The organism is Streptomyces sp. NPDC045778 (genome assembly GCF_056431945.1).
Window position 1 is genome coordinate 177,205 of sequence record NZ_JBWKJZ010000013.1, and the last position, 22,907, is coordinate 200,111.

22 protein-coding genes and 2 pseudogenes are annotated in these 22,907 nt (G+C 69.4%); 11 read left to right on the forward strand and 13 right to left on the reverse strand.

Annotated elements, in window-relative coordinates:
• Positions 1-282 precede the first annotated feature (282 nt).
• Positions 283-492 (reverse strand): annotated as a pseudogene (locus AC07GB_RS19000) (metal-dependent transcriptional regulator); the annotation flags it as partial.
• A 35-nt stretch (positions 493-527) separates the two neighbouring features.
• The gene (locus tag AC07GB_RS19005) at positions 528-1,061 is read right to left on the reverse strand and encodes a YbhB/YbcL family Raf kinase inhibitor-like protein (RefSeq protein ID WP_478846808.1); all 534 of its coding nucleotides are present in this window, start codon (positions 1,059-1,061) and stop codon (positions 528-530) included.
• A 164-nt stretch (positions 1,062-1,225) separates the two neighbouring features.
• On the opposite strand from AC07GB_RS19005, the gene AC07GB_RS19010 reads away from it, so the two are divergent.
• From AC07GB_RS19010 to AC07GB_RS19020, 3 genes are all read left to right on the forward strand, one after another.
• Positions 1,226-1,930 carry a GntR family transcriptional regulator gene (locus AC07GB_RS19010; protein ID WP_478846810.1) on the forward strand — a complete coding sequence of 235 codons (705 nt, stop codon included), beginning with the start codon at positions 1,226-1,228 and terminating at the stop codon, positions 1,928-1,930.
• 69 nt (positions 1,931-1,999) lie between these two features.
• On the forward strand, positions 2,000-2,809 hold the full coding sequence (locus AC07GB_RS19015; RefSeq protein ID WP_478846812.1) for an alpha/beta fold hydrolase: 810 nt from the start codon (positions 2,000-2,002) through the stop codon (positions 2,807-2,809).
• A 23-nt stretch (positions 2,810-2,832) separates the two neighbouring features.
• Entirely contained in the window at positions 2,833-3,723 is an 891-nt protein-coding gene (locus AC07GB_RS19020; RefSeq protein WP_478846814.1) for a helix-turn-helix domain-containing protein, read from the forward strand.
• Positions 3,724-4,012: 289 nt separating this feature from the next.
• On the opposite strand, the pseudogene AC07GB_RS19025 reads toward AC07GB_RS19020, so the two are convergent.
• Positions 4,013-4,129 (reverse strand): annotated as a pseudogene (locus tag AC07GB_RS19025) (DUF6192 family protein); the annotation flags it as partial.
• 131 nt (positions 4,130-4,260) lie between these two features.
• On the opposite strand from AC07GB_RS19025, the gene AC07GB_RS19030 reads away from it, so the two are divergent.
• Complete coding sequence (locus AC07GB_RS19030) at positions 4,261-5,067, forward strand: IS5 family transposase (RefSeq protein ID WP_478846912.1); 807 nt, start codon at positions 4,261-4,263, stop codon at positions 5,065-5,067.
• A 187-nt stretch (positions 5,068-5,254) separates the two neighbouring features.
• Here the strand turns inward: AC07GB_RS19030 and AC07GB_RS19035 are convergent, their stop codons facing one another.
• Positions 5,255-5,953, reverse strand: a complete 699-nt coding sequence (locus AC07GB_RS19035; RefSeq protein WP_478846816.1) for an alpha/beta fold hydrolase — start codon at positions 5,951-5,953, stop codon at positions 5,255-5,257.
• Between the two features lie 568 nt (positions 5,954-6,521).
• On the opposite strand from AC07GB_RS19035, the gene AC07GB_RS19040 reads away from it, so the two are divergent.
• Positions 6,522-6,815, forward strand: a complete 294-nt coding sequence (locus AC07GB_RS19040; protein WP_478846818.1) for a hypothetical protein — start codon at positions 6,522-6,524, stop codon at positions 6,813-6,815.
• A gap of 53 nt (positions 6,816-6,868) precedes the next feature.
• Here the strand turns inward: AC07GB_RS19040 and AC07GB_RS19045 are convergent, their stop codons facing one another.
• The 5 genes from AC07GB_RS19045 to AC07GB_RS19065 all read right to left on the reverse strand — a co-directional run bounded on the left by AC07GB_RS19045 (position 6,869) and on the right by AC07GB_RS19065 (position 10,646).
• Positions 6,869-7,351 (reverse strand): hypothetical protein, encoded by a 483-nt coding sequence (locus tag AC07GB_RS19045; protein ID WP_478846820.1) that lies wholly within the window; start codon positions 7,349-7,351, stop codon positions 6,869-6,871.
• A gap of 12 nt (positions 7,352-7,363) precedes the next feature.
• Positions 7,364-7,603: a hypothetical protein gene (locus tag AC07GB_RS19050; protein WP_478846822.1), complete on the reverse strand. Its 240-nt coding sequence runs from the start codon at positions 7,601-7,603 to the stop codon at positions 7,364-7,366.
• A gap of 123 nt (positions 7,604-7,726) precedes the next feature.
• The gene (locus tag AC07GB_RS19055) at positions 7,727-8,674 is read right to left on the reverse strand and encodes a MerR family transcriptional regulator (RefSeq protein WP_478846824.1); all 948 of its coding nucleotides are present in this window, start codon (positions 8,672-8,674) and stop codon (positions 7,727-7,729) included.
• A gap of 805 nt (positions 8,675-9,479) precedes the next feature.
• On the reverse strand, positions 9,480-9,830 hold the full coding sequence (locus tag AC07GB_RS19060) for a hypothetical protein (RefSeq protein ID WP_478846914.1): 351 nt from the start codon (positions 9,828-9,830) through the stop codon (positions 9,480-9,482).
• A gap of 252 nt (positions 9,831-10,082) precedes the next feature.
• Positions 10,083-10,646, reverse strand: coding sequence for a GNAT family N-acetyltransferase (locus tag AC07GB_RS19065; RefSeq protein ID WP_478846826.1), 564 nt, complete (start codon positions 10,644-10,646; stop codon positions 10,083-10,085).
• Between the two features lie 751 nt (positions 10,647-11,397).
• On the opposite strand from AC07GB_RS19065, the gene AC07GB_RS19070 reads away from it, so the two are divergent.
• Both AC07GB_RS19070 and AC07GB_RS19075 read left to right on the forward strand, forming a co-directional pair.
• Positions 11,398-12,393: a ParA family protein gene (locus AC07GB_RS19070; protein WP_478846828.1), complete on the forward strand. Its 996-nt coding sequence runs from the start codon at positions 11,398-11,400 to the stop codon at positions 12,391-12,393.
• Positions 12,390-13,340: a hypothetical protein gene (locus AC07GB_RS19075; protein WP_478846830.1), complete on the forward strand. Its 951-nt coding sequence runs from the start codon at positions 12,390-12,392 to the stop codon at positions 13,338-13,340. Before AC07GB_RS19070 ends, AC07GB_RS19075 begins: the two co-directional genes overlap by 4 nt.
• Before the next feature lie 177 nt (positions 13,341-13,517).
• Here AC07GB_RS19075 and AC07GB_RS19080 read toward each other — a convergent pair whose 3' ends face one another.
• Together AC07GB_RS19080 and AC07GB_RS19085 are read right to left on the reverse strand one after the other, a co-directional pair.
• Entirely contained in the window at positions 13,518-14,750 is a 1,233-nt protein-coding gene (locus tag AC07GB_RS19080; RefSeq protein ID WP_478846832.1) for a ParB/RepB/Spo0J family partition protein, read from the reverse strand.
• The gene (locus AC07GB_RS19085) at positions 14,747-15,994 is read right to left on the reverse strand and encodes a ParA family protein (RefSeq protein ID WP_478846833.1); all 1,248 of its coding nucleotides are present in this window, start codon (positions 15,992-15,994) and stop codon (positions 14,747-14,749) included. The genes AC07GB_RS19080 and AC07GB_RS19085 overlap by 4 nt, the downstream gene beginning before the upstream one ends.
• Before the next feature lie 607 nt (positions 15,995-16,601).
• Between AC07GB_RS19085 and AC07GB_RS19090 the strand changes: the two genes are divergently transcribed.
• The gene (locus AC07GB_RS19090; RefSeq protein ID WP_478846835.1) at positions 16,602-16,949 is read left to right on the forward strand and encodes a hypothetical protein; all 348 of its coding nucleotides are present in this window, start codon (positions 16,602-16,604) and stop codon (positions 16,947-16,949) included.
• Positions 16,950-17,655: 706 nt separating this feature from the next.
• Here AC07GB_RS19090 and AC07GB_RS19095 read toward each other — a convergent pair.
• Together AC07GB_RS19095 and AC07GB_RS19100 are read right to left on the reverse strand one after the other, a co-directional pair.
• Positions 17,656-18,153: a hypothetical protein gene (locus AC07GB_RS19095; protein ID WP_478846837.1), complete on the reverse strand. Its 498-nt coding sequence runs from the start codon at positions 18,151-18,153 to the stop codon at positions 17,656-17,658.
• A 427-nt stretch (positions 18,154-18,580) separates the two neighbouring features.
• Entirely contained in the window at positions 18,581-18,865 is a 285-nt protein-coding gene (locus tag AC07GB_RS19100) for a hypothetical protein (protein ID WP_478846839.1), read from the reverse strand.
• Between the two features lie 671 nt (positions 18,866-19,536).
• Between AC07GB_RS19100 and AC07GB_RS19105 the strand changes: the two genes are divergently transcribed.
• From AC07GB_RS19105 to AC07GB_RS19115, 3 genes are read left to right on the forward strand one after another with little or no spacing between them, the layout of a single operon-like run.
• On the forward strand, positions 19,537-20,649 hold the full coding sequence (locus AC07GB_RS19105) for a bifunctional DNA primase/polymerase (protein ID WP_478846841.1): 1,113 nt from the start codon (positions 19,537-19,539) through the stop codon (positions 20,647-20,649).
• On the forward strand, positions 20,646-22,181 hold the full coding sequence (locus AC07GB_RS19110; RefSeq protein WP_478846843.1) for a DNA primase family protein: 1,536 nt from the start codon (positions 20,646-20,648) through the stop codon (positions 22,179-22,181). The genes AC07GB_RS19105 and AC07GB_RS19110 overlap by 4 nt, the downstream gene beginning before the upstream one ends.
• Positions 22,178-22,579 (forward strand): DUF6009 family protein, encoded by a 402-nt coding sequence (locus AC07GB_RS19115; RefSeq protein WP_478846845.1) that lies wholly within the window; start codon positions 22,178-22,180, stop codon positions 22,577-22,579. The genes AC07GB_RS19110 and AC07GB_RS19115 overlap by 4 nt, the downstream gene beginning before the upstream one ends.
• The last annotated feature ends 328 nt before the right edge of the window (positions 22,580-22,907 follow it).

Below are 22,907 nucleotides of genomic sequence, written 5' to 3' on the forward strand. Positions count from 1 at the left end.
CCATCCGGAGCATCGGACACGAACATGGGCACGGGCACGGGCACGGGCATGGGCAACCGGGCAGCCTCACGTATATCCGTTCCGCTGATCAACAAGGAGGGCCGTCGACCACGATCGTGGTCGACGGCCCTCCTGCTGCCGCACGGCTCACGGCACGGGCCGACGCCCGGCCTGACTCAGCCCTCAGCCCTCAGCCCTCAGCCACGAAGACGTGCGCTGCGGCCTGCGAGGGGAGTTCGGCGGGCCGCGCCCCGGCGTGCCGCAACGTGTACATCAGTTGCACTTGGTCGGGTGCCGCAACAGGTCAAGGATGCGGCGTTCGACGGCCTCACCCATCACGTGCTCCCAGCGGCACGCTTCGGCGAGGGCCTGTTCCCACTCCAGCCCGATCACGTCGACGAGCAGACACTCAGCGAGCCGGTGCTTACGCATCACACGCGTCGCCAGCCGACGGCCCTCCCCCGTCAGCTCCAGAGGCCGGTCGCCCGCGATTCGTCAGCTCGTCAACTCGTCAACTCATCAACTCGTCAGGCGGGGGTCTCGGCGGTGGCGGTCAGGACCGCGCGGCCGAGGATGTGGCCGGCCATGGTGAAGCCGAGGACAGCCGGGGTGGCGTCGGCCGGGACGCCGATGGAAGCGACGTCGAGGGCGTGCACCACGACGAAGTAGCGGTGCGGGCCGTGCCCCGCGGGCGGTGCGGCGCCGATGAAGCGGGCCGCGCGAGCGTCGTTGGGCAGCTGGTAGGCGCCGTCGGGCAGGCCCGAGCCGGTCTCGTCGCCTGCGCCCTCGGGCAGCTCGGTGACGGTGGCGGGGATGTCGGCAACCGCCCAGTGCCAGAACCCGGACCCGGTGGGGGCGTCGGGGTCGTAGACGGTCACGGCGTAGCTCTTGGTGCCTTCCGGGGCTCCGCTCCAGGACAGCTGCGGGGAGACGTCCTTCCCGCCGGGGACGCCGGAGGAGCACTGCTCGGGCGACCAGGCGGCGCCGTCAGTGACGGACGTGCTGGTAACGGTGAAGGAGGCCGCCTCGGGGAGGCGGGCAAAGGGGTCGTTGCCATTCATCGTGTCGTTCCTTTCAAGGCGTGCTGCGGGGTGGCGGTGATGCGGCCGACGGCGTCCACGGCGTCACGGGGACGCACCGCCGCCCTCAGCGACCGCTCGATCGGCCGGTAGATCGACCATAACACCAATAATCGATTATCTGCTGGATCGTCTATGCTGACGGCATGACGCAGACGGTTCACACCTCGCCCTCGCCGGGCAAGCAGATGCTCTCCGAGCAGGTCTACGCACACCTGCGGGACGCGATCATGCGCGGGGAACACGCCCCCGGCGAGGCCCTCAAACCGCAGGGCCTCGCCAAGGAACAGGGCGTGAGTCTGGCTGTCGTACGTGAAGCGCTCGTACGGCTGGTCGGCGAGGGCCTCGCCGACCGGCTGCCCAACCGCGGCTTCGCCGTCCCGGCTTTCTCCGACCGCCGCTGGCAGGAGATCGCGGAGGCCCGGCGGGCCATCGAACCGGTCGTACTGCGACTGTCCATCGAGCGCGGCGACGTCGACTGGGAGGCCCGCGTCCGAGCCGCCCACCACCGCATGTCCCGGACACCGGTGTACCTACCGGAGGAGGGCGCGTACTACAGCGCCGCATGGGCCGAGGCCCACCGGGTCTTCCACCGCACCCTGCTGGAGGGGTGCGGCAACCCTGTCCTGCTGGACACCTTCGACCGGATGTGGACCGCGAGCGAGCTGGCCCGCCGCTTGTCGACACACCGTCACCCCGACCGGGACGGCGCCGGCGAGCACCGCCGCCTGGAGGAAGCAGCGCTGGCCCGGGACGCCGACACCGCGGCGGAAGTACTGGCTCAGCACCTCACCCAGACCGCGGCCGGACTGACCGGTCACGCACACCAGGAACCCGCCACGGAAGCCTGACACGATCGTCGGCCCCGCGACGACATTTGTACAAGACCGAGGGCCGGCAGCCCCGGCATCCTCCCCTGTATGGGTATCTACGACGGCAAGCATGTGCACGGGATGCACGTGGTCCACGACGGCCCGCGGGAGGCGCCGCCGATAGTGCTCATCCACGGATCGGGGGCCTCGGGCAGCTCCTGGGGCCCGGTAGTGCCGGCGCTGGCCAGCCGGTACCACGTCATCCGGATCGACCTCCCGGGCCACGGTCAGTCCCCGCCCGCGCCGTCGTACGACGTGCCTGAGCAGGCAGCCAGGCTGGCCGAGGCCCTCGATGCGCTCGGCCTTCGTCCGGTCACCGTGGCCGGGCACTCCAGCGGCGGGTACATCGCCACCGCCCTCGCCGAACAGCGCCCGGACCTGGTGGGTTCGCTCGCACTGATCAGCAGTGGCCCGAGTCCCGACGCGCTCCTTCCGCAGCCCCTCCTCCTTCGAGTCCTGATCGACCCGCCGCTCGGCCCGCTTCTATGGAGAGTCCGTTCCGACGCGGTGCTCCGACGGGGGGTGACCGCGGTGTGCAACCGACCGGTGGACGTCCCGGACGACCTGGTGGCCGGGGCACGGGGCATCGGTTACCGCACGTTCAGGACCGTGCTGCGCCAAAACGGCGCGTACATCGCAGAGCGGAGCGTACCCGCGCGCCTGAGCGCACTCGACGTCCCGGTTCTGGTGATCTTCGGCGCTGCCGACCCCCGCTGGGATCCGTCTTCGGCGCACCGATACGACACGGTGCCGAACGCGCGAGTCGAGCAGTTGCCCGACGTCGGGCACTTCCCCATGCTCGAAGCGCCGGAGGCGACCGGCGAGTTGCTGCTGCGCTTCGCAGCGTCGGGCCGCTGACACCCATCGCCTAGCCTGGTGCTGTGAAGTCCACCGAATCACCACCTGACTGGGCGTCGGTGGAGGTCGCCGTGCCCCGGCAGCCGGGTCGGCTGCGGGGAGTCAGCATGGCCGGGTTCCGCCAGCGTGCTCCGGCGCGCGTGGATATCGCCATGGTCGCGCACCCCTCGGTCACTCTGTTCGTGGACCTGAGCGACGGAGACAGCCTTGTCCACGACGCCCACGGCCGGCGCGAACGCGGCAGCACGGTCGTTGGACTGGTACCGGGCGACCTTCGGCTCGGGGGCCGGGCGGCCGGGCGGATCGAGTGCCTCCAGATCCGGTTGTCGCCGGTCCTGGCGGGTGCGGTGCTCGGCGCATCGACCGACCTCAGCGGGACGGTGGTCACCCTGGAGGACGTCTGGGGCCGCGACGCCGGGCGAGCCGAGGAAAGGCTGCGGGGCGCCACGTCATGGGACGAACGGTTCACGATCGCAGCGGATGCCCTTGGCCGACGGATGAGCGCCCGCCCGTCGCTTGATCCAGAGGTCGCCGCTGCCTGGTGGCTGATGCGCACCAGCCGGGGACGGGTGCGCGTCGACAGCCTGGCGAACGAGGTGGGATGGAGCCGTAAGCGCCTGTGGTCCCGCTTCCGGTCCCAGATCGGCCTCACCCCCAAGCACGCCGCCCGGCTGGTGCGCTTCGACCACGCCGCCCATCTCCTCGCGGCGGGTAACGCCGCCGCCCAGGTGGCGGCTGAAAGCGGCTACGTCGACCAGGCCCACCTCCACCGCGAGGTCAAAGCGTTCACCGGGGTGACGCCCACCGCCGTAGCCGCTGCGCCGTGGCTCGCCATCGATGACATCGCGTGGCCGACCTCGTTCGCGGACCTGACCCCGTCGACGTCTCCGATCCATCAGGTTCCGGCGAATTGAGCTGAGGCCCCACGACAGACGAGGCATCGTCTCTCAGCACGTGTTTCCGGCCGGGCGTCCGGACCTGATCACGCCGCCGGGGCTGCGGCGCCGCCCGCGCTATTGAGATTCCACCTGCCCGAGCCACTGGGCTACGAGTTCCAGGCACTTGCCAAGGGTGAGGGGCGCGGGCCGCGTCGTAGCAGCCACCGGCGGGACCTCCCTTGACCGCCGGGGGTCGCCGTAGCGCTCGGGGCCGACGGCCGTGCCGACCGGCTCCGTCGCATGGCCACTCCTGGCCCTTGAGCAGCCGGGCCAGCTGCCCGTCCAGGGTGAATTCGCCGTTGTCGAGGCCGCCTTGGAGCCATTCCGCAGCGGCACGGACGCGACCGATCTGTCGGCGGACGCACAGCGCTGACCTTACCAACAGCGATCACCGCCCGGCGATGTGGAAGCTCCCGCACGGCCATGGCGGCCCGCGACGGCTTTGCCCACACCGCCAAGCCACCCGTTGCCTGAACTCGGCCTTGGCGGCCACCAGGGCCCCCCTTCACCCCCATCTCCCCGAGGCCCAAGCCATCACGGCGAGTACCGTACGACGCTCACCGTCACAGGCAGGGAGATCTCACGGACGAGCAGTGGGCGGCGCTGGAGCCGTTGTTGCCGAAGGGTGCCAGGGCGGGGCGGCCGCTCGTCTGGCCTCGGCGGCAGTTGATCGACGGCATACGGTTCGGTGTCCGGACCGGTGTTCCATGGCGGGACCTCCCCGTCGAGTACGGACCGTGGAGCCGGTTCTACGACTTGTTCCGCCGATGGCAGCGGAACGGCACCTGGCAGCGGATCCTCACCCAGCTCCAGTCCCTGGCCGAAGCGAGGGGTGCGATCACGTGGGACCTGAGCGTCGACTCCGCGGCCTGCCGCGCCCATCAGCATGCGGCCGGGGCCCGCAAGCAGGGCGACCCGCAACGACGCTCCAGGAAGAAGGAACCACCGGGCGGCATCTTCACCGAGCCCCGTGATCACGGGCTGGGACGTTCACGCGGCGGGTTCACCACCAAGCTGCACCTGGCCGTCGAGCAGGGCCAAAAGCCCAGGTCGATCGTGATCACGGCCGGGCAGCACGGCGACTCGCCGCGGTTCGACCCCATACTCAAGAAGGTCCGCGTGCCCTGCATCGGGACGGGCCGCCCAGGCGTCCGCCCCGATCGGGTCCGAGCGGACAAGGCGTACGCCTCCCGCAAAAGCCGCGCCTACCTGCGTCGGCACGGGATCCGCTGCACCATCCCGGACAGGGGCCGATCAGGCGCGCAACCGCAGAAAGCGTGGCTCCAGCGGCAGACGGCCACCGCATTTCGACCTGGCTGACTACCGCGAGCGCCACGCGGTCGAGTGCGTGATCAACCGCCAATGAGGCATCGGGCCGTGGCCATACGGCACGACAAACTCGTGGTCCGCTACGAGGGGACCGTCCTCGTAGCGGCCATCAACAAGTGGCTTTGATCAGCGCAGTTAATGCGAGGCCGGCAAGGAATCCGTAAGCATTGAACTGCGGTCACACCCCGGCTATGTCGAGAAGGATCTGCGCCAGTTCGCGTGGCTGGGAGAACATCGGCCAGTGGCCGGTGCCCATCTCGATCAGCCGCCATCGCCCGCTGGCCAACAGCTTGGCTACGTCGTCGCTCGGCTCGGGGTCACCGAGCGTGCACTTGATGTAAGTCGCCGGGAAATCGTCGAGCGGCCTTTCCAGCACGGCGGGTTCGGTCAGCGTGGCACCCGGGTGTGGCGTCGAACCGCCCACGATCCGTGCGATCTGCTCATCGGTGAGACCGTGGCCCTCGAAGTAGGTCGCGGGCGCGACCGGCCAGAATCCGCCGTTCTCGGCGACCGATGCCCTCATCATCGCCCCGCCGTCCGGCCAGGCGGAGACGAACGGTTCACCATCGGCCGGAACACTGGAGTCAAGGAAGACCACGTGCGCCAGCCGGTCGCCGAGGCGCCCGGCGGCCTGACCGCTCGGGATACCCGAGTAGCTGTGACCTACCAGGACGACTTCACGCAGATCCTGGCGCTCGACCTCATCAACGATGTCCTGGACGTGGGTCTGCTGCCCGGCCGGCACGCCTTGCTTCTCAGCGAGACCGGACAGCGTCAGCGGATGGATGCCATGGCCGGCCCCACGCAGGTGCCGCACCACATCGTCCCACGCCCACGATCCGAGTCGCGCACCTGCAATTAGCACGAAGTTCGCCATGGCCGCCCCGTAGCGGAGCGGCTCGACGACCGCTCCGGAAATATCTTCAGTACACGCCCTAGCCCCAGGAACTGCCGAATGGACCACCATGGCTGTCGAGAAGGGCGACCAGCGCGGCGGTGGCCCGCGGGCCCATCCCTCCACCCTCACCCTCGCCCTCAGCTCGAAACGCCAGTCGAGCACGGTCCTCCAGCCCTTACGCCCCCGCGCGCGACGCGGCATACGTGCAGCGTCACTGTTGCCGTTGGCGATACCGGCGACGAAGGTGAGTACGGCCATGAGAGGCAGCCCCACCCACCACACGCCCCCCCAAAAAAAACACGGCCTCCCCTTGTGCCCGGTGCCGTCGCGACGGGAAGGCTACAACCCGCCCCTGGAGTAGCAACGACATTACCCGTTGCGGCTGCTACGAATCGTGGCTGTCTGGGCCCAGGGCATGGATAAAGCCAACTTCGCGAAAGCAACAGCAGCCCAGGCCCGCGCGCAGGCACGCACTGCTCTCTCCGACGGCCCCGTCCCACTCACTGCCCCAGAGTGGGAACGTGTCCGCTACCTGCTCACCTGTTTCATGGACGACCTGATCGACACCCCCGCGGCCGATCGCTACGAGCAACTCGCCCTGGCTGACCACACGCTGCGTGAGGCGGCCCACATCCTGTCCGCGTACCACGGCGCTTGGACGGGGATCGGCAAGTGGCTGCCCCGCCGACTCCTCAGCGCGGATCCGGCCCTGGGCAAGGCACTCCTGGACGGCCATCAGGTCGTGGCCGAAGGGTGCGACTCAACGCCTTTGGCAGCCGCGGCGAAGGAGGTGCTCGACCTGGCCGGGGGCCCTCTGAGAGAGGGTTACGTACAGCGATAGCCGGTGCGGGCTCCTCCTCAAGGCTCAGCTGCCGGGCCAGTCCCGGCCGGCGGTCACCTCGAGCGCGATGCGCTCCCACTCCCCCACTCCCCCACTCCCCCAGGCAAGGGCCACGCCCAAGTGACGTGTCTCGCGGTGTGGAGGTCGTGGAGGCGGCGTACGAGCTGGGGGCCCGCCGTGGCGGTGCCGTCCGGGACGGTGGGGCCGTGCACTGCGCGGAGTTCGGCGAAGCGGGCCAATTCGTCCTCGTAGCAGACCACGGCCTCATCGATGCGCGCGGCCAGGTCATCACGCGGAACCGTGCGATGCAGCTCACGGGCCTGCTTGCGGTAGGCCTTGACCTGGCCGTCGTCGGCCTCAGGCATCGGCCGCAGCGGGAGAACCTCACGCGAAGAGGAATGGACGAACCAGTCGACGTACCCGTCCGGATGGCCGTCGATGAGCATCGAGCGCCAGTACTCCGCGTGCGAAGTGTCAGCGTGACGCCAGCGCAGGAGCGAACTCCCGCCCGCGAGCAGCCATCGGCCCTCGTGCAAGGGGCTGTCCGGTCAGTCGATGAGGTACTGCGCGAAGCGATGGGCCCACCGTCGCGGGCTGCCTGCCAGGGCCCACGCCACACCGGCACGCAACGGCGGGACGCACGAGCGGTATGCGTCGGTGCGCCAGAACTCCACTTCCTGAAGCCGCTCATCGATGGCAGCGAGCAGTAAGGGCCGCCCCTGCTGGGCAATCAGCAGGCGCTGCTCGGCACTGAACACGCACAACCCCGGCTGATGACGGGCCTGCATGTCCAGACTCAGGCCCGACCAACTGCCGCCGTCCCGGGACCGGGCGGGCCGAGTGGCGGAGAGGCGGAGAGGCGGAAGCGATTGTGCTGGCGGGGGCTCGCCGCTCGGTGTGCGGTCTGCTCGTCACCGCGGCACCCGGCTACGCAGAGCCGCGGTGAGCCACGTAAGCGCGGGAGCCAAAAGCTGTGGCGGAGGCCAACCGTTGACGACGGCCAGCAGGCAGAGGTACTGGTCCCGGCGCGGGTCGTTCATCTGATCCAGTCGGGCGGCAAGACCCAGGTAGAGATCACAGCGGTCGAACGAGGACAGGCAGCCGCTGATGTGCGCGTAGCGGGCCGTCAGCGCTGCGACGATCGGCTCTGCCTCGGGCGAGTCCGGCGCAACACCGGCTTCGAGCGCCGGCGCCACCTCCGCCCGGACGGCTTCGGCGAGGATCCGAGGCAGACCCATGGCGTCGTCCAGGGTCCAGGCGGTCGCCAGATCCTGAGCCATGCCGTGCAAATTGGCGCGGAATTCAGCGTCCTGGAGCAGCCCGGCCAGCTCCACCCACGCTTCGATCTGCTCGGGATCGGGGTCGTCAGGCAACTCAGGAGTCAGCGAGCGGATGACCGCTGCGAAGGCGGGATGATCGTGCAAGCCGTCGAACACGGCGCCGAGGAAGTCGTCGATCAGAGACTGCCGTTCGGCCTCGGACAGTCTTGCCAGCTTATGCATGAGATCCATCTCCCGAGGAGTCGAGCCGAGTCTGGCCACCGCCGTCAGTACGGCGCGACGCTGCCGCAGCACCCGGATCTGCACATCCAGTGCCTCGGCATGCCTCTCGGCGACATCCGCAAGCGAGACCTCCTGGTCCATGACCTTGCGGATGGTGGCCAGGTCGACTCCCAGCTCGCGCAGGGTGCGTACGAGGTCGAGGCGGGCGACGGCGTCACCGCCGTAGCGGCGGTAGCCAGCCGGGGTGCGGTCGGCGGGTGGCACGATCCCGATATCTGCGTAGTACCTGATGGCCTTCACCGTCAGCCCCGACTGCCGGGCCAGCTCACCGATCGAGTAGTGCGTCTCGCCGTTCATGCCCTCACCTTCGCGTCTCCCCTTACGGGAGACTCAAGCACCAGGGGGCATCCGACTCCCCTCTCGGAGAGCAGTGGGCTTTACCGCGGTAAAGCCTCCACCCCGGGCAGGCCTCGGTACACGAGGGGTACGACGCTCCCGGACGCCCCCGGCCAGCCGCGCCATCGCCATCGCCAACGCCAACGCCAACGCCAACGGCGGCCTTTACCGCGGTAAAGCTACGTCGTGGGCACACGAGTGGCCGTCGTACCGGACCTAGCCCACCCGAGCGAGCAGACCCGAAAACGGGCATAGCTCCCTTTTCCTTTAAATCAACCGAAAAGCGACCGACAGAATGGGGGCATGGAGGGCCGTACGCGACCTTGCTGGTGTGATGGGACCTGCCGGGCCGAGATCGGCCGTCAGCGGGCCGTACACGGCTTTCAGCCTCTCCCGCTCCCCCATTCGAGGTGTGCTGCCCGGGCGTTGGCCGGTGGTGATCAGTTGGTTGCGGGGCGAGCGAGGGCGAGTTCGGTGCTCGTCCGTCGCGCCGGACCACAGGGTGCGGCTCTGGCCGGCGCTGATGGTGATGGTGCCGTCGGCTCACAAGGTGACGTCCTCGACCTCGGCGTAGGCGAACACATCGGCCTTCGATCCGGCGCCCGGCTGCTGCCTGCCTTCTCTGTCGCCCCGCTCGTACGACGCGGATTCACAGCGTGCGATCCCGTGAAGGCAGGATGAGACAAGGCCGCGCGGGCCCATTCCCTCTGCCACGAGAGTTCCATCCTCGCGGAGACGAAGGCGGTTCAGGCAAAGGGCTGGGTTTTCACAGCCACCGCTTGGCTGCCTCGACGCTGTCGTCAACGCCGGTGTTGAACGCGATCGCGGCTCCTGGTGCGTGCTGCCGGACCAGGTTCACGACCTGCTCGAAGAACGTCAGGACAGGCTCGGGTTTGCGTATCCCTCCCCCGATGACGACGACGTCCCAGTCTCGTTCAGACAGGGCCGCGACCACCGTGGACTCGGCCGATTCATCCGGCGCGATCAGCGCCATGGAGGCGTCGATGGCGTGTTCGCCAAAACGGGTCAGCTCCTTGTCCAGGACCGCGCGCATGGCGTCCCCGTCCATACCAGGCACTGCATGAGGGTCGAAACCAAGGATGAGAACGGAAGGCATGCCCTGTATGACGATCAACAGACCGTTGTCCGTTCCCGCTGCACGTAGGCACCGTCCGGTTGGGAACGTCGCCACAGACGCCCAGCCCAGCCCATCCCATCCCAGCCCAGTCGACGGCGACAGCACTGCTTAAGGCAGAACGGCTTCGCTCATAACCTCGTCAGCGCCCACGCCGAGGGTTGAGCTGCGCGCTCCTGGGCTCACTTGCGAGCAATGGGCACCCTCCAGGCAGCACGGCCGCTCGCGCCGCAGCTACTGCTGCTCCCACTGCTCCTTGGTGATCTCGTACCGTACGCCTCCATGCTCGGCGCCCTCGATCATCTCCATGTCGGAGGGAGTGGGAATGGTGGCCGTCAGCGTCATTGCGAGCTTCTTCAGTACGTTGCGCGAACCGTGGTTCATGGACATCGTCGCGGCCCAGACCATACGTATCCCAAGGTCTGTGAACGCCTTACTCAGCAAGGCCCGGGAGCCCTCGGTCGCATAGCCCTTGCCCCAAGCCGCCTGTCTCAGCCGGTAACCGAGTTCGGCCTCGCTCAGCGGGCCTTCCGGCTCGGGGCGCAGGTGGAACCAGCCGATGAACGCACCGCCGTACTTCTCGTACGCGGCAAACAGTCCGAGGTCGCCGCCCCACTTTTCGTAGCCGGCGAGAATTCTCGGCAGATGGCACTCCCGGACCACCTCCGGCGGAGTCGGATGGCCGCCGCTCAGGTAGCGCATCACGGCCGGGTCGCTGTCCAGCCCGATCAGCAGATCGGCGTCATCCGCAGTGAAGTGGCGCAGGGCTAGGCGCTCGGTCTCCAGGTAGGTGCTCACGGCTTGATCATGCCTGAAGCAAGCCGGGTAGCCCCATCGGTTTTCTCGGCAGCTCGGAGCGTTGCCATGAGGTCGCTGGCGCAGAGGCGGGTGCGGTCCTGGGGAGGCGTTAATCCGCCTCACTACATGAGGCAGCGCCGAAGCCTGCATGCGAGCGGCCGGGCTTTACCGCGGTAAAGCCCGGCGGGAGACTTCGCCAGTGATGCAGAGCCCGGCAAGGCCTGACGCCGTCGTCGGCACCGACAGGGCGGCCCACGAACGGACGCCCCCTCCCCCGTGGACGGGCTGTGGCTTTACCGCGGTAAAGCCACAGCCCCAGCAAGGTGCCTTGCCGGCCTGGCGGCAGGCCGGTCACGGGCCCTCGTAGATCCCGGAAGCCTTGAGCGTCACCGCAGTGACAGGGACGCGATGCCACTCCCCCGGGCTCGCAACCCGTGCTGTCCTTCTGGTGCGGATCGCACTCGGGCTAGCGGTGAAGAGCGCGGCCGTCAGGTTCCTCGGGACCTTGTTGAGCACCATGGTCACACCGCCTAGCGCGCTAGCTGCTGTGCGAGAGGTCGGGCTAGGGGCGGTGCTAGGGCCTGGGTCAGCCCTCGGGTACGCCTTCATGCCCTGCTCCTCCTCACCCGCTGCGTCCAGCTAGGTGAACGTAGGCCGGCAACACGCAGCGGTGCCGTGTGTCGTGCTGGACGCGGCCACAGTGAGGCATAGTTTCGATCATCACATGATGTCCAAAATGTGACGGGATGTGATGTCAGTGGCCCTGCGTACCGTGAAGCTCGGCGTCGTCGATCTCAAGCAGGTGAAAGCCGTGCTGCGCCGCCGACTGCAACTGATGAGTGAAGGCGTCCACGACCGCAAGGTCATCGTCATCGTGAACGGCAAGGGCGGCGTCGGGAAGAGCAGTCTGGCCGCGGCCCTCTCCGCGGCGCTGTCCAAGACCGGGCTGAAGGTCCTCCTCGTCGAGATAGACGAACAGGGCAACCAGGACGAGGACCTCGGCACCGCCGCCAGCGGGCTCGCCGACGACGGTCACGCCCAGGCCGCGGCCCTCCTCGAAGGCAAGCCCTTCGAGCCGGTCGGAGAAGCGCGCCCCAACCTCTCCGTGATCCCCGGCGGCCCCGCCCTGCAAGACGTGATCGAGGAGCTGTACTGCCAGCGGCGTGCCGCCGCGAACAGCAGTGACCCTGAGGACCAGTTCGCCTGGATGGGCATGTACGCCGCCGCCATCGACCCCGTCCGGCACCTCTACGACGTGATCATCCTCGATGTCGCGCCCGGCTCCGAACCCCTGCAACTACAGGCGCTCGTGGCCGGGGACATGACCCTGGTTCCCACCCGCTCCGACCCCTCCTCACGCAAGGGACTGCGTACCGTGGCCCGGCGCTTCGCCCAAGCCCGGCAACTCAACCCCCTGTTGCGGCTGCTAGGAGTCGTGATCTTCGCGACCGCTTCCTCTGCCACCCGTGTCCAGAAGAAGATCAAGAATCAGCTGGCCGATGACCTCAACGGCGCGGCCCCGGTCATGGACCAGACGATCCGCCACGTCGAAGCCGCAGCGGTCGCCTGCCGCACCCACGGTGCCGTGCCGCAGGAGCTGGCCGTCGACACCGCCGCCGACCTCGACCCCGCCGTCCGGCGCTCCCTGCGCGCGTTGGCCGGTGACTACCGCTCCCTGGCCCTGGAAGTTCTCCAGGCCAAGGCAGCTCTGGACCAGGAGACCACCCGGAAGAAGGGCGCGGCATGACCAAGCGGACCGCAGCCACCAAGACAACAGCGGCCAAGGCCGGCACAGCGGGCGCCGGCAAGTCCGCCACCGGCAAGTCCACCGTCGGCAAGAAGACGAAGGCCGACGAGCGCACCCGGAACGGTGGCCTGGAGAAGGATGCCGCCCTCGACGCCTTCAGCCTCGACAGCGGCGCCGCCCTGGCGGCGTTCGGGTCTCGCGCACAGCGGCCCGCCGCAGCCGAGCCAGATCCTGCGGAGCAGGCCGCGGAGACGGAAGACGACGTAGAGAGGGACGGCGGGGGAGTGGAGGTATCAGCTCCGCTATCGCCACCCACTGTCGTAGCGGATCCCGCACCACCACCCACGGCCGTAGCAGCTCCCGTGCCGCCGCCCGCCGCCGAGGCCACGCCACTCGCCCCTCCCGTACCGCAGCACCCCACGACAGCAGCGGCACAACCAGCAACCCCAGCAACCCCAGCGACCCCGGCCGGACCGCATGAGGTCGTAATGCCGCAGTTGCCCGAGCTGCACGCGGCGAACTCTCCGGGCCAGTGCACAGTCATGGTGCACAGCGAGGTACGCAAACGCTTCCTGCACTACCAGACCACGACGAAGGTCCAGACCGGCGTGGAGCCCACCAACGCCGTCGTCGTGAAGCGGGCTTTCCTCCATGCCAGGAAGTACGACCTCTGGACCTCACTGCGCGAACAAGTCCGCCATCGTCAGCACCCGGTCAGCCCGGAGGACGAGGACCCGGACGGCCTGTTCGAGGAGGTACCGACACGACGTGTGGACCGCTGTGGCACCAAGCACGGGGTCCAGCAGAGCTTCCGGCCCACACCCCGCGAGCTGGCGGTCTACGACACCTACGCCAGCACATACGGATTCGACAACCGCAGCGAGTTTCTGGACGCCGTCCTGGACGGTTTCCTGCCCCCGCTTCCCGCCAAGCGCCCACCACGGTAGGGCTGCCGGGGGACGGTGGGCTTTACCGCGGTAAAGCCCACCAGAGGGAGACGGCCATCCGTCGGCGTACTCCTGAGACGCGAGCACGCCAGGCCAAGCACCTTGAAAGGGCCCGGCTCCCGCAACGGAGAACCGTTGGGGGAGCCGGGCCCTTGCACGTGTCGCAGAGGTGACGAGCTATTCCTTGTCGTCCTCCGCCGCCTGGAGAAGCCACACCAGTCGGTCGCGGTTCTCCTTGGACATGTGCTTGCGGAGGTGATGGTCGAACCACAGCGGATCGCCCCACGGCAGTTGCGGAACATCGGCGGACTGTGTCGCCGTCCTGAGGCTGGGGGAGGAGGGAGCCGCCGTGGCGGCATCCGCGGGCTTCTCCTGTGCCACCGAAGCCGGGGCCTGGGCCGGAGCCGGAGTCTGGGCCGAGGCCGGAGCCTGGGCCGAAGCCGGTTGCGAGGCCTGCGCCTGAGCCGGAACCGAGGCTTCGGCGATCGGCTCGGCCTCGGCACTCTCCCCGACCGGCTTTACCGCGGTAAAGCTCTCGGTCTCCGTACGCCGCGAGACATCCGCGGGCGGCTGCTCCTTTACCGCGGTAAAGCCCGCCTCCGGCTGCGCAGGCCCCGCCGACGGCCGGGGCTCACTGCTCGGTTCGGGCTTGGCCGCACGTGGGGGCCGGGGCTGCGCCTTCTCCTCCTGGCGCTGTGTGTCCCGCTCTTCCCAGGCAGGGAGCTGCTGGTCGGCGGGCAGCTTCGCCAGGGTCCGGGTCTCCCGGACCGGCAGCTCGCCGGAGCTGACCAGCGCCTGGAGTTCGGGCACCAGGTCCAGCAGGTAGATCTGCTGGGTGACCCAGCCCGCCGACTTGCCGTAGTACTCGGCGACCTTCGCCTTGCCTCCCAGCTCCTCGACCATGGTCTGGATACCGAGAGCCCGCTCGATCGGGTCGAGGTTCTCCCGGTCGTCGTTCTCGGAGAAGACCGCGTCGAGGAAGTGGGCGCGGGACTTGGCCACCTCGTCGTCGACCACGACGTCGAGGGTCTGCAACCCCGCGGCCTTGGAGCCGCGGTAGCGGCGCTCGCCGTTGGCCAGGACGTAGTGGGCGGCTCCGACGTTGTCCGCTTCCTCCGGCCAGAGGGCGAGATAGGCCTCGCTCGTGACGGCGACAGCGGGCTGCAACTGCTTCTTGCCGAGCCGCTGCCCGAACTCCCTCAGGTCCTGCTCACTGCCGAAGTTGCGGCGCGGGTTGAACCGGGTGGGTACCAGCTGGCCGAGCGGCAGCGTGCGCAGGCGGCTGTCCGGCGCGCCGGTCGTCGGGGCCCCGGTGGTGGCGGCGACGGCCTGGCGGCGGGCGCTGACGCCCCCACGCGTCCTGCCGAAGGACGCCCCGGTCCCCAGCTGATCGGCTACACGGCCGCTCATGAAATCTCCCTCGCCAGTGCGCGCATGCTGGCTGCCTGCTCGCCGCGGGGGGCGAAGGACAGCAGGGGCTGCTTGAGCCGGACGGCCTTGCGCTGGTCTGTCAGGTCACCGATGACGGCGACCACCTTCGGATCCTTTATGTCGATCCAGGCCTCGAGCGACGAGGTGGCGATGAAACCGCGGCGCGGGTCGTACAGGTTGACGACGATGCCGAGGTAGTCGATCTCCACGCCCATGTCGTTGCGGAGGTCCTCGATCTGGGTGATGAGGAGGTCGTAGGCGTCGGCGCTGCTGTCCTCGGCCTGCACCACGATGAGCGGGCCTGAACTGCCCGCGGACTCCTCCTCACGGCGGCGGCCGTAGTAGATCGCGGCGTCCATGCTGAGCCCGAGGCTCGGCGGGCAGTCCACGATGATCTCGTCGTAGAGCGGCTCGATCGAGGCCAGGGCCCGCTCGAGCGCGGCCTCCCGGAAGCGGACCTTGGACAGGGCGACGTCGAGCAGGAAGCCGTCCTGGCAGCCGGGGAGGAGGTCAAGGCGGTTGCCGTACCGGTCGTCGGCGATCGGCACGATCAGGTCGCGGATGTCACCCTTGGCCTCGCCCGACATGTGTTTGCTCAGGCTGTCGACCTCCGGGTCCATGGGGATCTCGTCCTTCCCCAGCTGCTTGGTGAGGTGGCGTTGCGGGTCGAAGTCGACCAGCAGGGTGCGCCGCCCCAGACCGGGGAGGTCCTCCACCTCCAGCGGGTCCTCGTGCTCGCTCCCTTCGAGCTGGGCGGCGAAGTGCCGGGAGATCCGCACCGGGTGGAGTGCCTCGGGGTCCTCGGCGAGCGCCTCTCCCACGCCGGCGGTGACGGCGGTCTTGCCCACCCCGCCCTTCTGGTTGCAGACGATGCGCCGCCTCGGGTGCTTGGCACGCTGGACACTGGGAGCCGGATTCCTCTCCAGCCACAGCTGCACCGACTGTGCCAGGCCTTGGGTCAAGGAGACCCGGCGGTCGGCGGTGCTCTGCCGGAACTGGTCCCACTGGCCGTGGGGGAGGAAGGTGGAGAAGGAGTCGGCCCCGGCGGTGTCGACCGTGCTGGGGCTGGCCGCGAGGGCCATCCAGTGGTTGATCCCCTGTTCGACGGCGGCCTGGATCTCGATCCCGTGCTGGGCGGCTCGGACCTTCAGGTTCTGCCGGAGCCATCCCGGCAGTTTGGACACGACCTTCTCGCGGTCGCTCGCTGTGGCTGGAGAACTCATGGGGCTACCTTACTAACGTCCAACATCAACTTCCGACACGACACGTTAGAAAGCCTCTCACGGGGGTGAGTTCGTGGGGTTCCTGCGGTTGGAGAGGCGCATCAGCGACAGGCCGTGCGTCCCGTTCCATGATGAGGGGGTTTGCCTGGCGTTTCGTCAGAACGGGGTTGTTCCCGGTGGTCGGGAGCGTGTTGTACGAGTTGACGGGGCGGCCGCGTCCACCGCACCGAGCGGCCTGGGTCGGGGACGTGCCGTGAACGACCTCTCGTACCGACCCCGCGCGGGGCGTCAACCTCGGCAGGGGAGCGGGGAGTGGACAAGGCGTCAGCATCGCCCTGGCGGCTGCGGCCGACGTCGACCGCGACAGCTGCGCGAACGTCGGACACGCGCTCGTTCACACCACTGGCGACGCTTCAAAAAGGCAGAGCACAAATTCCGCTCAAGTCCTCTCAAAACCGACGCCCAGAATGGGGCCGCAGAGGGCCGAACCGCGAGGCGCCGGTATGGCACGACCTTCCGCGCGGAGTTCGGCGCTCAGAGGGCCGCTCAGGCGGTTTTGCCTCTCGCAGCGGGTACATTTCGTTCGCTGGCACCGGGAGTTGAAGACATGGAAACCATCGCGCTGCGCCACGTGGATGCCCTGTGGGCGGGTGCCCGGTCGGTCGAGGTCGCGCCACGGCGAGCGGGAGGGCGGTCGGTCATGGTGGGCCGCGCCGATGAGATCGCCGAACTGGCCCACCTCCTGGAAGTCGACCCGACGGCCGCGCCCTTCCTCTGCATGTGTCTGGGAGACCTCACCTTCACCGTGCGCGGTGAGCTGGGGGCAGTGCTCGGCGTACTGACGTATCACGCGGACGACGGATTGGACTGGCACCGGTGGCCCGGCCAGCTCCCGCTCCTGCGCCCTGAGTCACTGGTTGCCTGGCTGGCTCGGCGGGGCGTGGCGCGGGACTGACCTGCCGGGGGCGGAACCTGCTGGGGCGTCTCCGCGTGGTGCGCTCAACGCTATGTCTACTCAGCTACAAAGCGAGGGGGGAGTCGTCCAGAAGGTGGCCGTCGGCAGGTGGCTCGGGCACGGACGGTTCCCTCTGCCTCGCGGGGCCTCGGCACGCGTCCCTCAGGGCGGCTTCTCACGGTGGCCGGTGGGGTTTGCCGGTGTGCCGAGCGCTTCCCCAGGGCACGTTCTGCGCCGTGGCGTCACGCGTCCTCCGGGGTTGGCAACGACGGCCAGCAAGGCGTACAGGACCACCGGGATGATGCCCGTCGCGGTGCGCCCGGGTGTAGCCGTGGGCGCCCACGAGGTACGTCACCAGCTGGCTCCCGGCGCGATCGAGACGCTGCGCCGGGCCTACGGTTCCTGCCGGCCAGGGGGCTCGGCCTGGTCCTTGGCTCAGAGCTGAGGAAAGACCCGCTGCGAAGGGCGGGAGCGCCGCTCGGCAGCTGCCGTAGCTCCAGCCGTTGGCGCGGCACGGGTCCGGCCGGGCGCGGAAGCCTGATCGCCCATACGCCAGAGGCCCTCTGGCGGGTCTCAGCCGTCGCCTCCAGTCACGCCAGCGCTGCCATCAGGGGCCTCGCATCCGCGCGGTGCCGTCCCGAAGGGGCCGCCCGCCAGATCCCGCCGACCACAGGAGAACCGGCTCCTCCGCCGCTTCGGCGACCGTTCAGGTCAGAGAACGTGGTCCGGAAGGCGTCCACGATGGCTGCCAGCCAGGCGAGTTGGTCGGTATCCGACCCCGTCGACCAGTCCCGGCGCCGGCCCGTAAGCCCGTACGGCACGTCAGCTCGCGCCAGGTTCCCAGGCGAGGAATCCTCTGAGGAACCGGCACCAGATACTCGTACACGAAAGACATCGGCGCGATCACCCGGTGCTGGGCGTCTGGGCCGCCGACGTCAATCACCGGCTCCCAGCCCGTCGGCAAGGCATCGTCCAGGCGGGCCCGCCAGGTGCCTCCGTACGTCTCCAGCAGCACCACCGTGACGTACCCGGACAGGTCTGCGTGCAAGGTAATCCAGTCATCCACCTCGAACTCGTCGAGTGGCAGCCTCTGCACGTAGCTGTCCAGGGCGCCGACTGCGCTCAGCGGGTCGGCGTCGAACTCGAGCGCGGCCTCCGCGCCGTCGAACTCGAGCGCGGCCTCCGCGCCGTCGAACAGCTCCACCAGCCCCCGGGCAGCCGGCCGACAGCCGCCCACGAACTCGTGCTCACCCCGAAGGGGGACAAGCGACGACCACACCCCGCGCGCAGAGGACGCGGGGCCCCTCGCAGACGACGGCTGGGCCGCACCAGCGCGAGGCCGACTCGTACGCGGACTGTGCCAGGAACGCGGAGGCCCGCCGCCCCTCCAGATGCGCGCGCCAGGCTACGAACCGGTGCATCCACGGCCAGACGGTCTCCGACCAGACTCAGGGCCCCACCGCCCCGAGCGTCGAAGAGGCGGTCCAGCAGCGGGCGGGTCTTCTCCGGGCCCGACGCGACGGCAGGGCATCCGGCTGTTCCGAGCACCGAGGCAAGCACCCGGCCCAGGGCGGGCACAGACCGTCGTACGACCACCTCGTCAACCTGGAGCACGCCCGGCCCAGCACCGATCACGGCAGCCCGGTCAGCGGGCTACGCAGCCTGTCGGCCAGCTCTTCCAGGCGCCTCTCGCGGGTGGCGTCGCCCGGACTCTCGACGCTGCTGCCACCGTCAACGCGGAGCACAAGCTTCGCGGCGTCACCCACAGGCGGCGCCCCGCGCGAGGCCAGCAGCGCGGGCACTCCGGTGACCAAGGCGGAGACCGCGGCCTCCCCGCCGACGACATGGAAAGCCAGCCCGGCCTTGCGGGCGGGGGGTGGCAGGTGGCCGCCGACTACCTCGATGGTGGAACTCACGGACCGTCTCTCTTCGCTGAGCTGTCGGCCCCAGTCTTCCGTGCGCCGCGCGCTCTGTCAGGGATTCTCAGAATCTGCTCGCCCGACTCTGCCTGCCGTCGGGTGCCGGTGGCTCCGACGCCGCGCACCGGACAGGGCCTGACCCGCTGCCGGGGGAGTGGCCGAGGTCCCCTGGGAGCTGGAGCTGAACCGAGCCAGCCGGACAGTGTGCTCAAAGTTCAGTCGCTTCGGTCGCTTCAGTCGCTGGCCGCTTCCGGACCAGCGACTGAAGCCCGAGCGACCCAGCGACTGAACAGTCGCTGCCATCTCGGCCAGAAAACCGCAGGTCAGAGCTGTCCCCGTCAAGAAACAGCGACTGAAGCGACTCAGCTTCCGTATATATGAAGTGCCAGCGTGTGCGCGTGTGCGTCATATATAGAAGACTTCAGTCGCTTCAGTCGCTGTTTTGGGTTTTGCAACGCTCTGACCTGCATCGTTGAGACGAGCCAAAAAAAGCGACTGAAGGGCCTTCAGTCGCTGGGCTTCTCGTTCAGTCGCTGGACCCCCCGGTCGCCGGGCTCCATCAGCGACATGGATCCGCAACCTTCCGCACGTGCTCCACGACCTCAGGCGTAACATTCGCTAATCTGTGTCCGTCGTTGAGTCGCTTCGGTCGCTGATAGGGGATGGAGATGCCTGCTGAGCTGCGGTTTCCTCGTAGCGACTCAAAGCGGCCTGCCCTGAAGCCGTCAGTCGCTGAGCCGCTCGCCGCCGCCCTGTGGTGCGCCCGGCAGGGCTGGCCCGTTCACCCGCTGGCCCCGGGGCGCAAGACACCGGCCGGGAACTGCCGTGAATGCCGGGACACCAAGCACGATCCGCGCAGTTGCCCCTGCCTCCCGGCAGGCCGCTGGTGCCACGGTTTCCACGCGGCCACCCTCGACCAGGAGCGCATCAAGCAGTGGTGGGGCGCGCAGCCGGGGTCAGGCGTCGGTGTCGCCTGCGGGCCCGCCGGGCTCGTCGTCCTGGACATCGACGCCCACCCCGCGCCGCTCCCGGCCAGGGACCGGCTCCTGCCGGGCATCCCCATCGCCGACCAGGTCGACCTGGCGGGCCTCTCGAACGGCTTTCACACCCTCGCCGTCCTGGCCGCCCTGAGGAACCAGCCGAGCCCCGCCGAGGACACCGCCACCCTGCGGGTGCGGACCCCCTCAGGGGGCCTGCACGTGTGGTACCGCGCCGAGGACGCCCGGCGCTGGCAGTCCTCCGTCGGCTCGACCCCGGGGCGCGCGCTGGCCTGGCAGGTCGACATCCGCGCTCACGGCAGCTACATCATCGCCCCCGGCACCACCACGACCTCCGGCGCGTACACGCCCGTCGGGGACGTACGGCAGCCCGCCGCGCTGCCGCAGTGGCTGGCGCAGGAACTGGAGCGCACCGGCCATCTGCCGGCCCCGCACATCCCCGCGCCCCGTCCGGTGCCGCCACGGGCGCAGCAGGCCGTCCTCGCCGCGGGTGGCGGCCACGAGGGCACCACACGGCTCCTGGAGAGCGTCCTGGCGCCCGTGGAGGCCTGCGGGCAGGTCGCCGAGGGCGCGGGCTTCTCCGACGCCCTCAACCGGGCCGCCTACACCCTCGGCGGCCTCGTCGCCTCAGGGCGCCTCACCCAGGACGACGCGGAGCGGGCCTTGCGCGAGACCGCGGCGGCGGCCCGCCCCGGCCAGGAGCGCCGGGCCGAGCAGATCATCCGCAGTGGCCTGTCCGCAGGACTCAAACGCCCCCTTCACACAAGCGGGGGACGCTCGTGACCTCACCCAGCAACGAGACGCTCTTCGACTACGCGTCCTTCGACCCCAAGGCCGTGGCCGCCCAGATCCGCGAACAGAAACCCCAGGGCGCCCTCCCGGCACAGGCCGACTCCTCGCGCGCCCCGGCCCCGGGAGAGGCGACCCCGGCCGGTCTGCTGCCCGACACCCTGACCGACCGCGGCAACGCCAAGCTGTTCGTCAAGCTCTACGCCAACGACTACCGGCACGTGCCCGGCATCGGCTGGTACCGCTGGGACACCACCCGCTGGCAGATCGACGAGGACGACACGGTCCTGTGGGCCGCGGGTGACCTCGCAGAGAACATCGCGGCCCAGGACCACCGCGGCCTGTACACCGCTCACGCGCTCACCAAGCACCGCCGCCGCGCCCTGTCCACGGCCGGCATCAACGCCATGCTCATGCAGGCCAAGTCCGCCCCCGGCATGGTCCTGAACGCGGCCCTCCTGGACGCCGACCCGTACGTCCTGTGCACCCCCGACGGCATCGTCGACCTGCGCACCGGCCTGGTGAGCACCCCGGACCCGAACAAGGACTTCCACTCCCGCTCCACCGCCGTCGGACCGGCCCACATGCCGACGCCGCGCTGGGACCGCTTCTTGACCGACACCTTCGGTGAGGACACCGAAGGCCGCGAGATGATCGGCTTCCTGCAACTGCTGCTGGGGTACTCCGTCACCGGTGACGTGGGCGGCCAGGTGTTGCCGTTCCTGTTCGGCGCGGGCAAGAACGGCAAGTCCGTCCTGCTGGACGTCCTGATGAAACTCCTCGGCGACTACGCGGACGCGGGCCCGCCGGGCTTCCTGATGGCCCGGCCCTACGAAGGTCACCCCACCGATCTCGCCGAACTCCACGGCCGCCGCGTCATCGTGTGCTCCGAGATCAAGCCCGGCGACAAGTTCGACGAGGCCCGGGTCAAGCTGCTCACCGGTGGTGACCGGATCAAGGCGCGCCGCATGCGGCAGGACTTCTTCAGCTTCCAGCCGACGCACAAGTTGTGGCTGCTGGGCAACCACCGGCCCGAAGTGGGCACCGGTGGCTTCGCGTTCTGGCGCCGTATGCGGCTCATCCCGTTCGAACGCGTCGTCTCCGACAGCCGAAAGATCGACAACCTGGCCGACATCCTCGTCACCGAGGAAGGGCCCGGCATCCTTGGCTGGCTCATCGACGGCGCCCGCCGCTACCTCGGCGGTGAGAAGGACCTCACAGGACCCGAGCGCGTCCGCATCGCCACCACCGCGTACGCCGAGACCGAGGACCACACCGGACGCTTCTACGACGAGTGCTGCGCCCTCGCGCCCGAGCTGCGCGCGGAGCAGACTCAGCTGTATGCCGTGTACAAGGCGTGGTGTCAGAATGAAGGGGCGCCGGCGATGTCTTCGAGGGCCTTCGCTGCCCGTACCCGCGAGCTGGTCGGCCTGACGTCGCCGAAGCAGATGATGACGTCCAACCAGCGCAAGTACTACCCAGGCATCGGACTGCTCGCCAACCAGGAGGCTGAGGCACCGGCATGAGCTCCTTGATCACCGAGGATGAGATCAGCCACGAAGCCGACCTCGTCTGGCTGGAAGACATCGCCAGTCTCGACTACGTACGTCAGAGCCTGGACCGGCTGCCCACCCGCCGCGGCAAGCCCGCCTACCACCGCGACGGCCGCATGGTCGGCTACGCCCTCCTGGCGCCCACCGCGAAGCCCTCGCGCTCCTCCGGGACCTTCCGCCGCCGGGTCTTCTGGCTGCTGCCGCACGACCGCGACTCGGCCCCCGACGGCCTGTACGCCATCGGCGCCCCGGCCGAGGCCGTGGACCCCCGCACCCTGGCCGCCGGCGTCAAGGGCTACAAGACCGAGCGCTCCGAGGGCGGCCCGCCCTCCACGGCCATGCAGGAACTCGGCATAGAACGGCCGCTCTAGCCGTCCCGCAGAGGCCCCGGCGCAGGGCACCTGCCCCGCGCCCGCCGCCCGGCCCGGCTCTTCCCCTTCCCACGCCTCACCGTCCGCCCCAGGCCCCCCTCCGGTCCACTGAGCGGAACAGAAGTAGCCCACGCCTCACGCGCCTGGGCACAGTGAGCGCCTCGCCGGGCCGAGCGGCCCGGCCTCGTGGAAGGAGAGCGAGCACATGCGAAGGCGCCCCGCATCAGCCGGTCCCGTGACCGCCCCGACCCTCTTACGTACCGACAGCGGCTGGCGGTCAGGCCTGGAGCCACGGCCCCCGGCGGGCCGTCGGTCCTCCCGCCGCGCG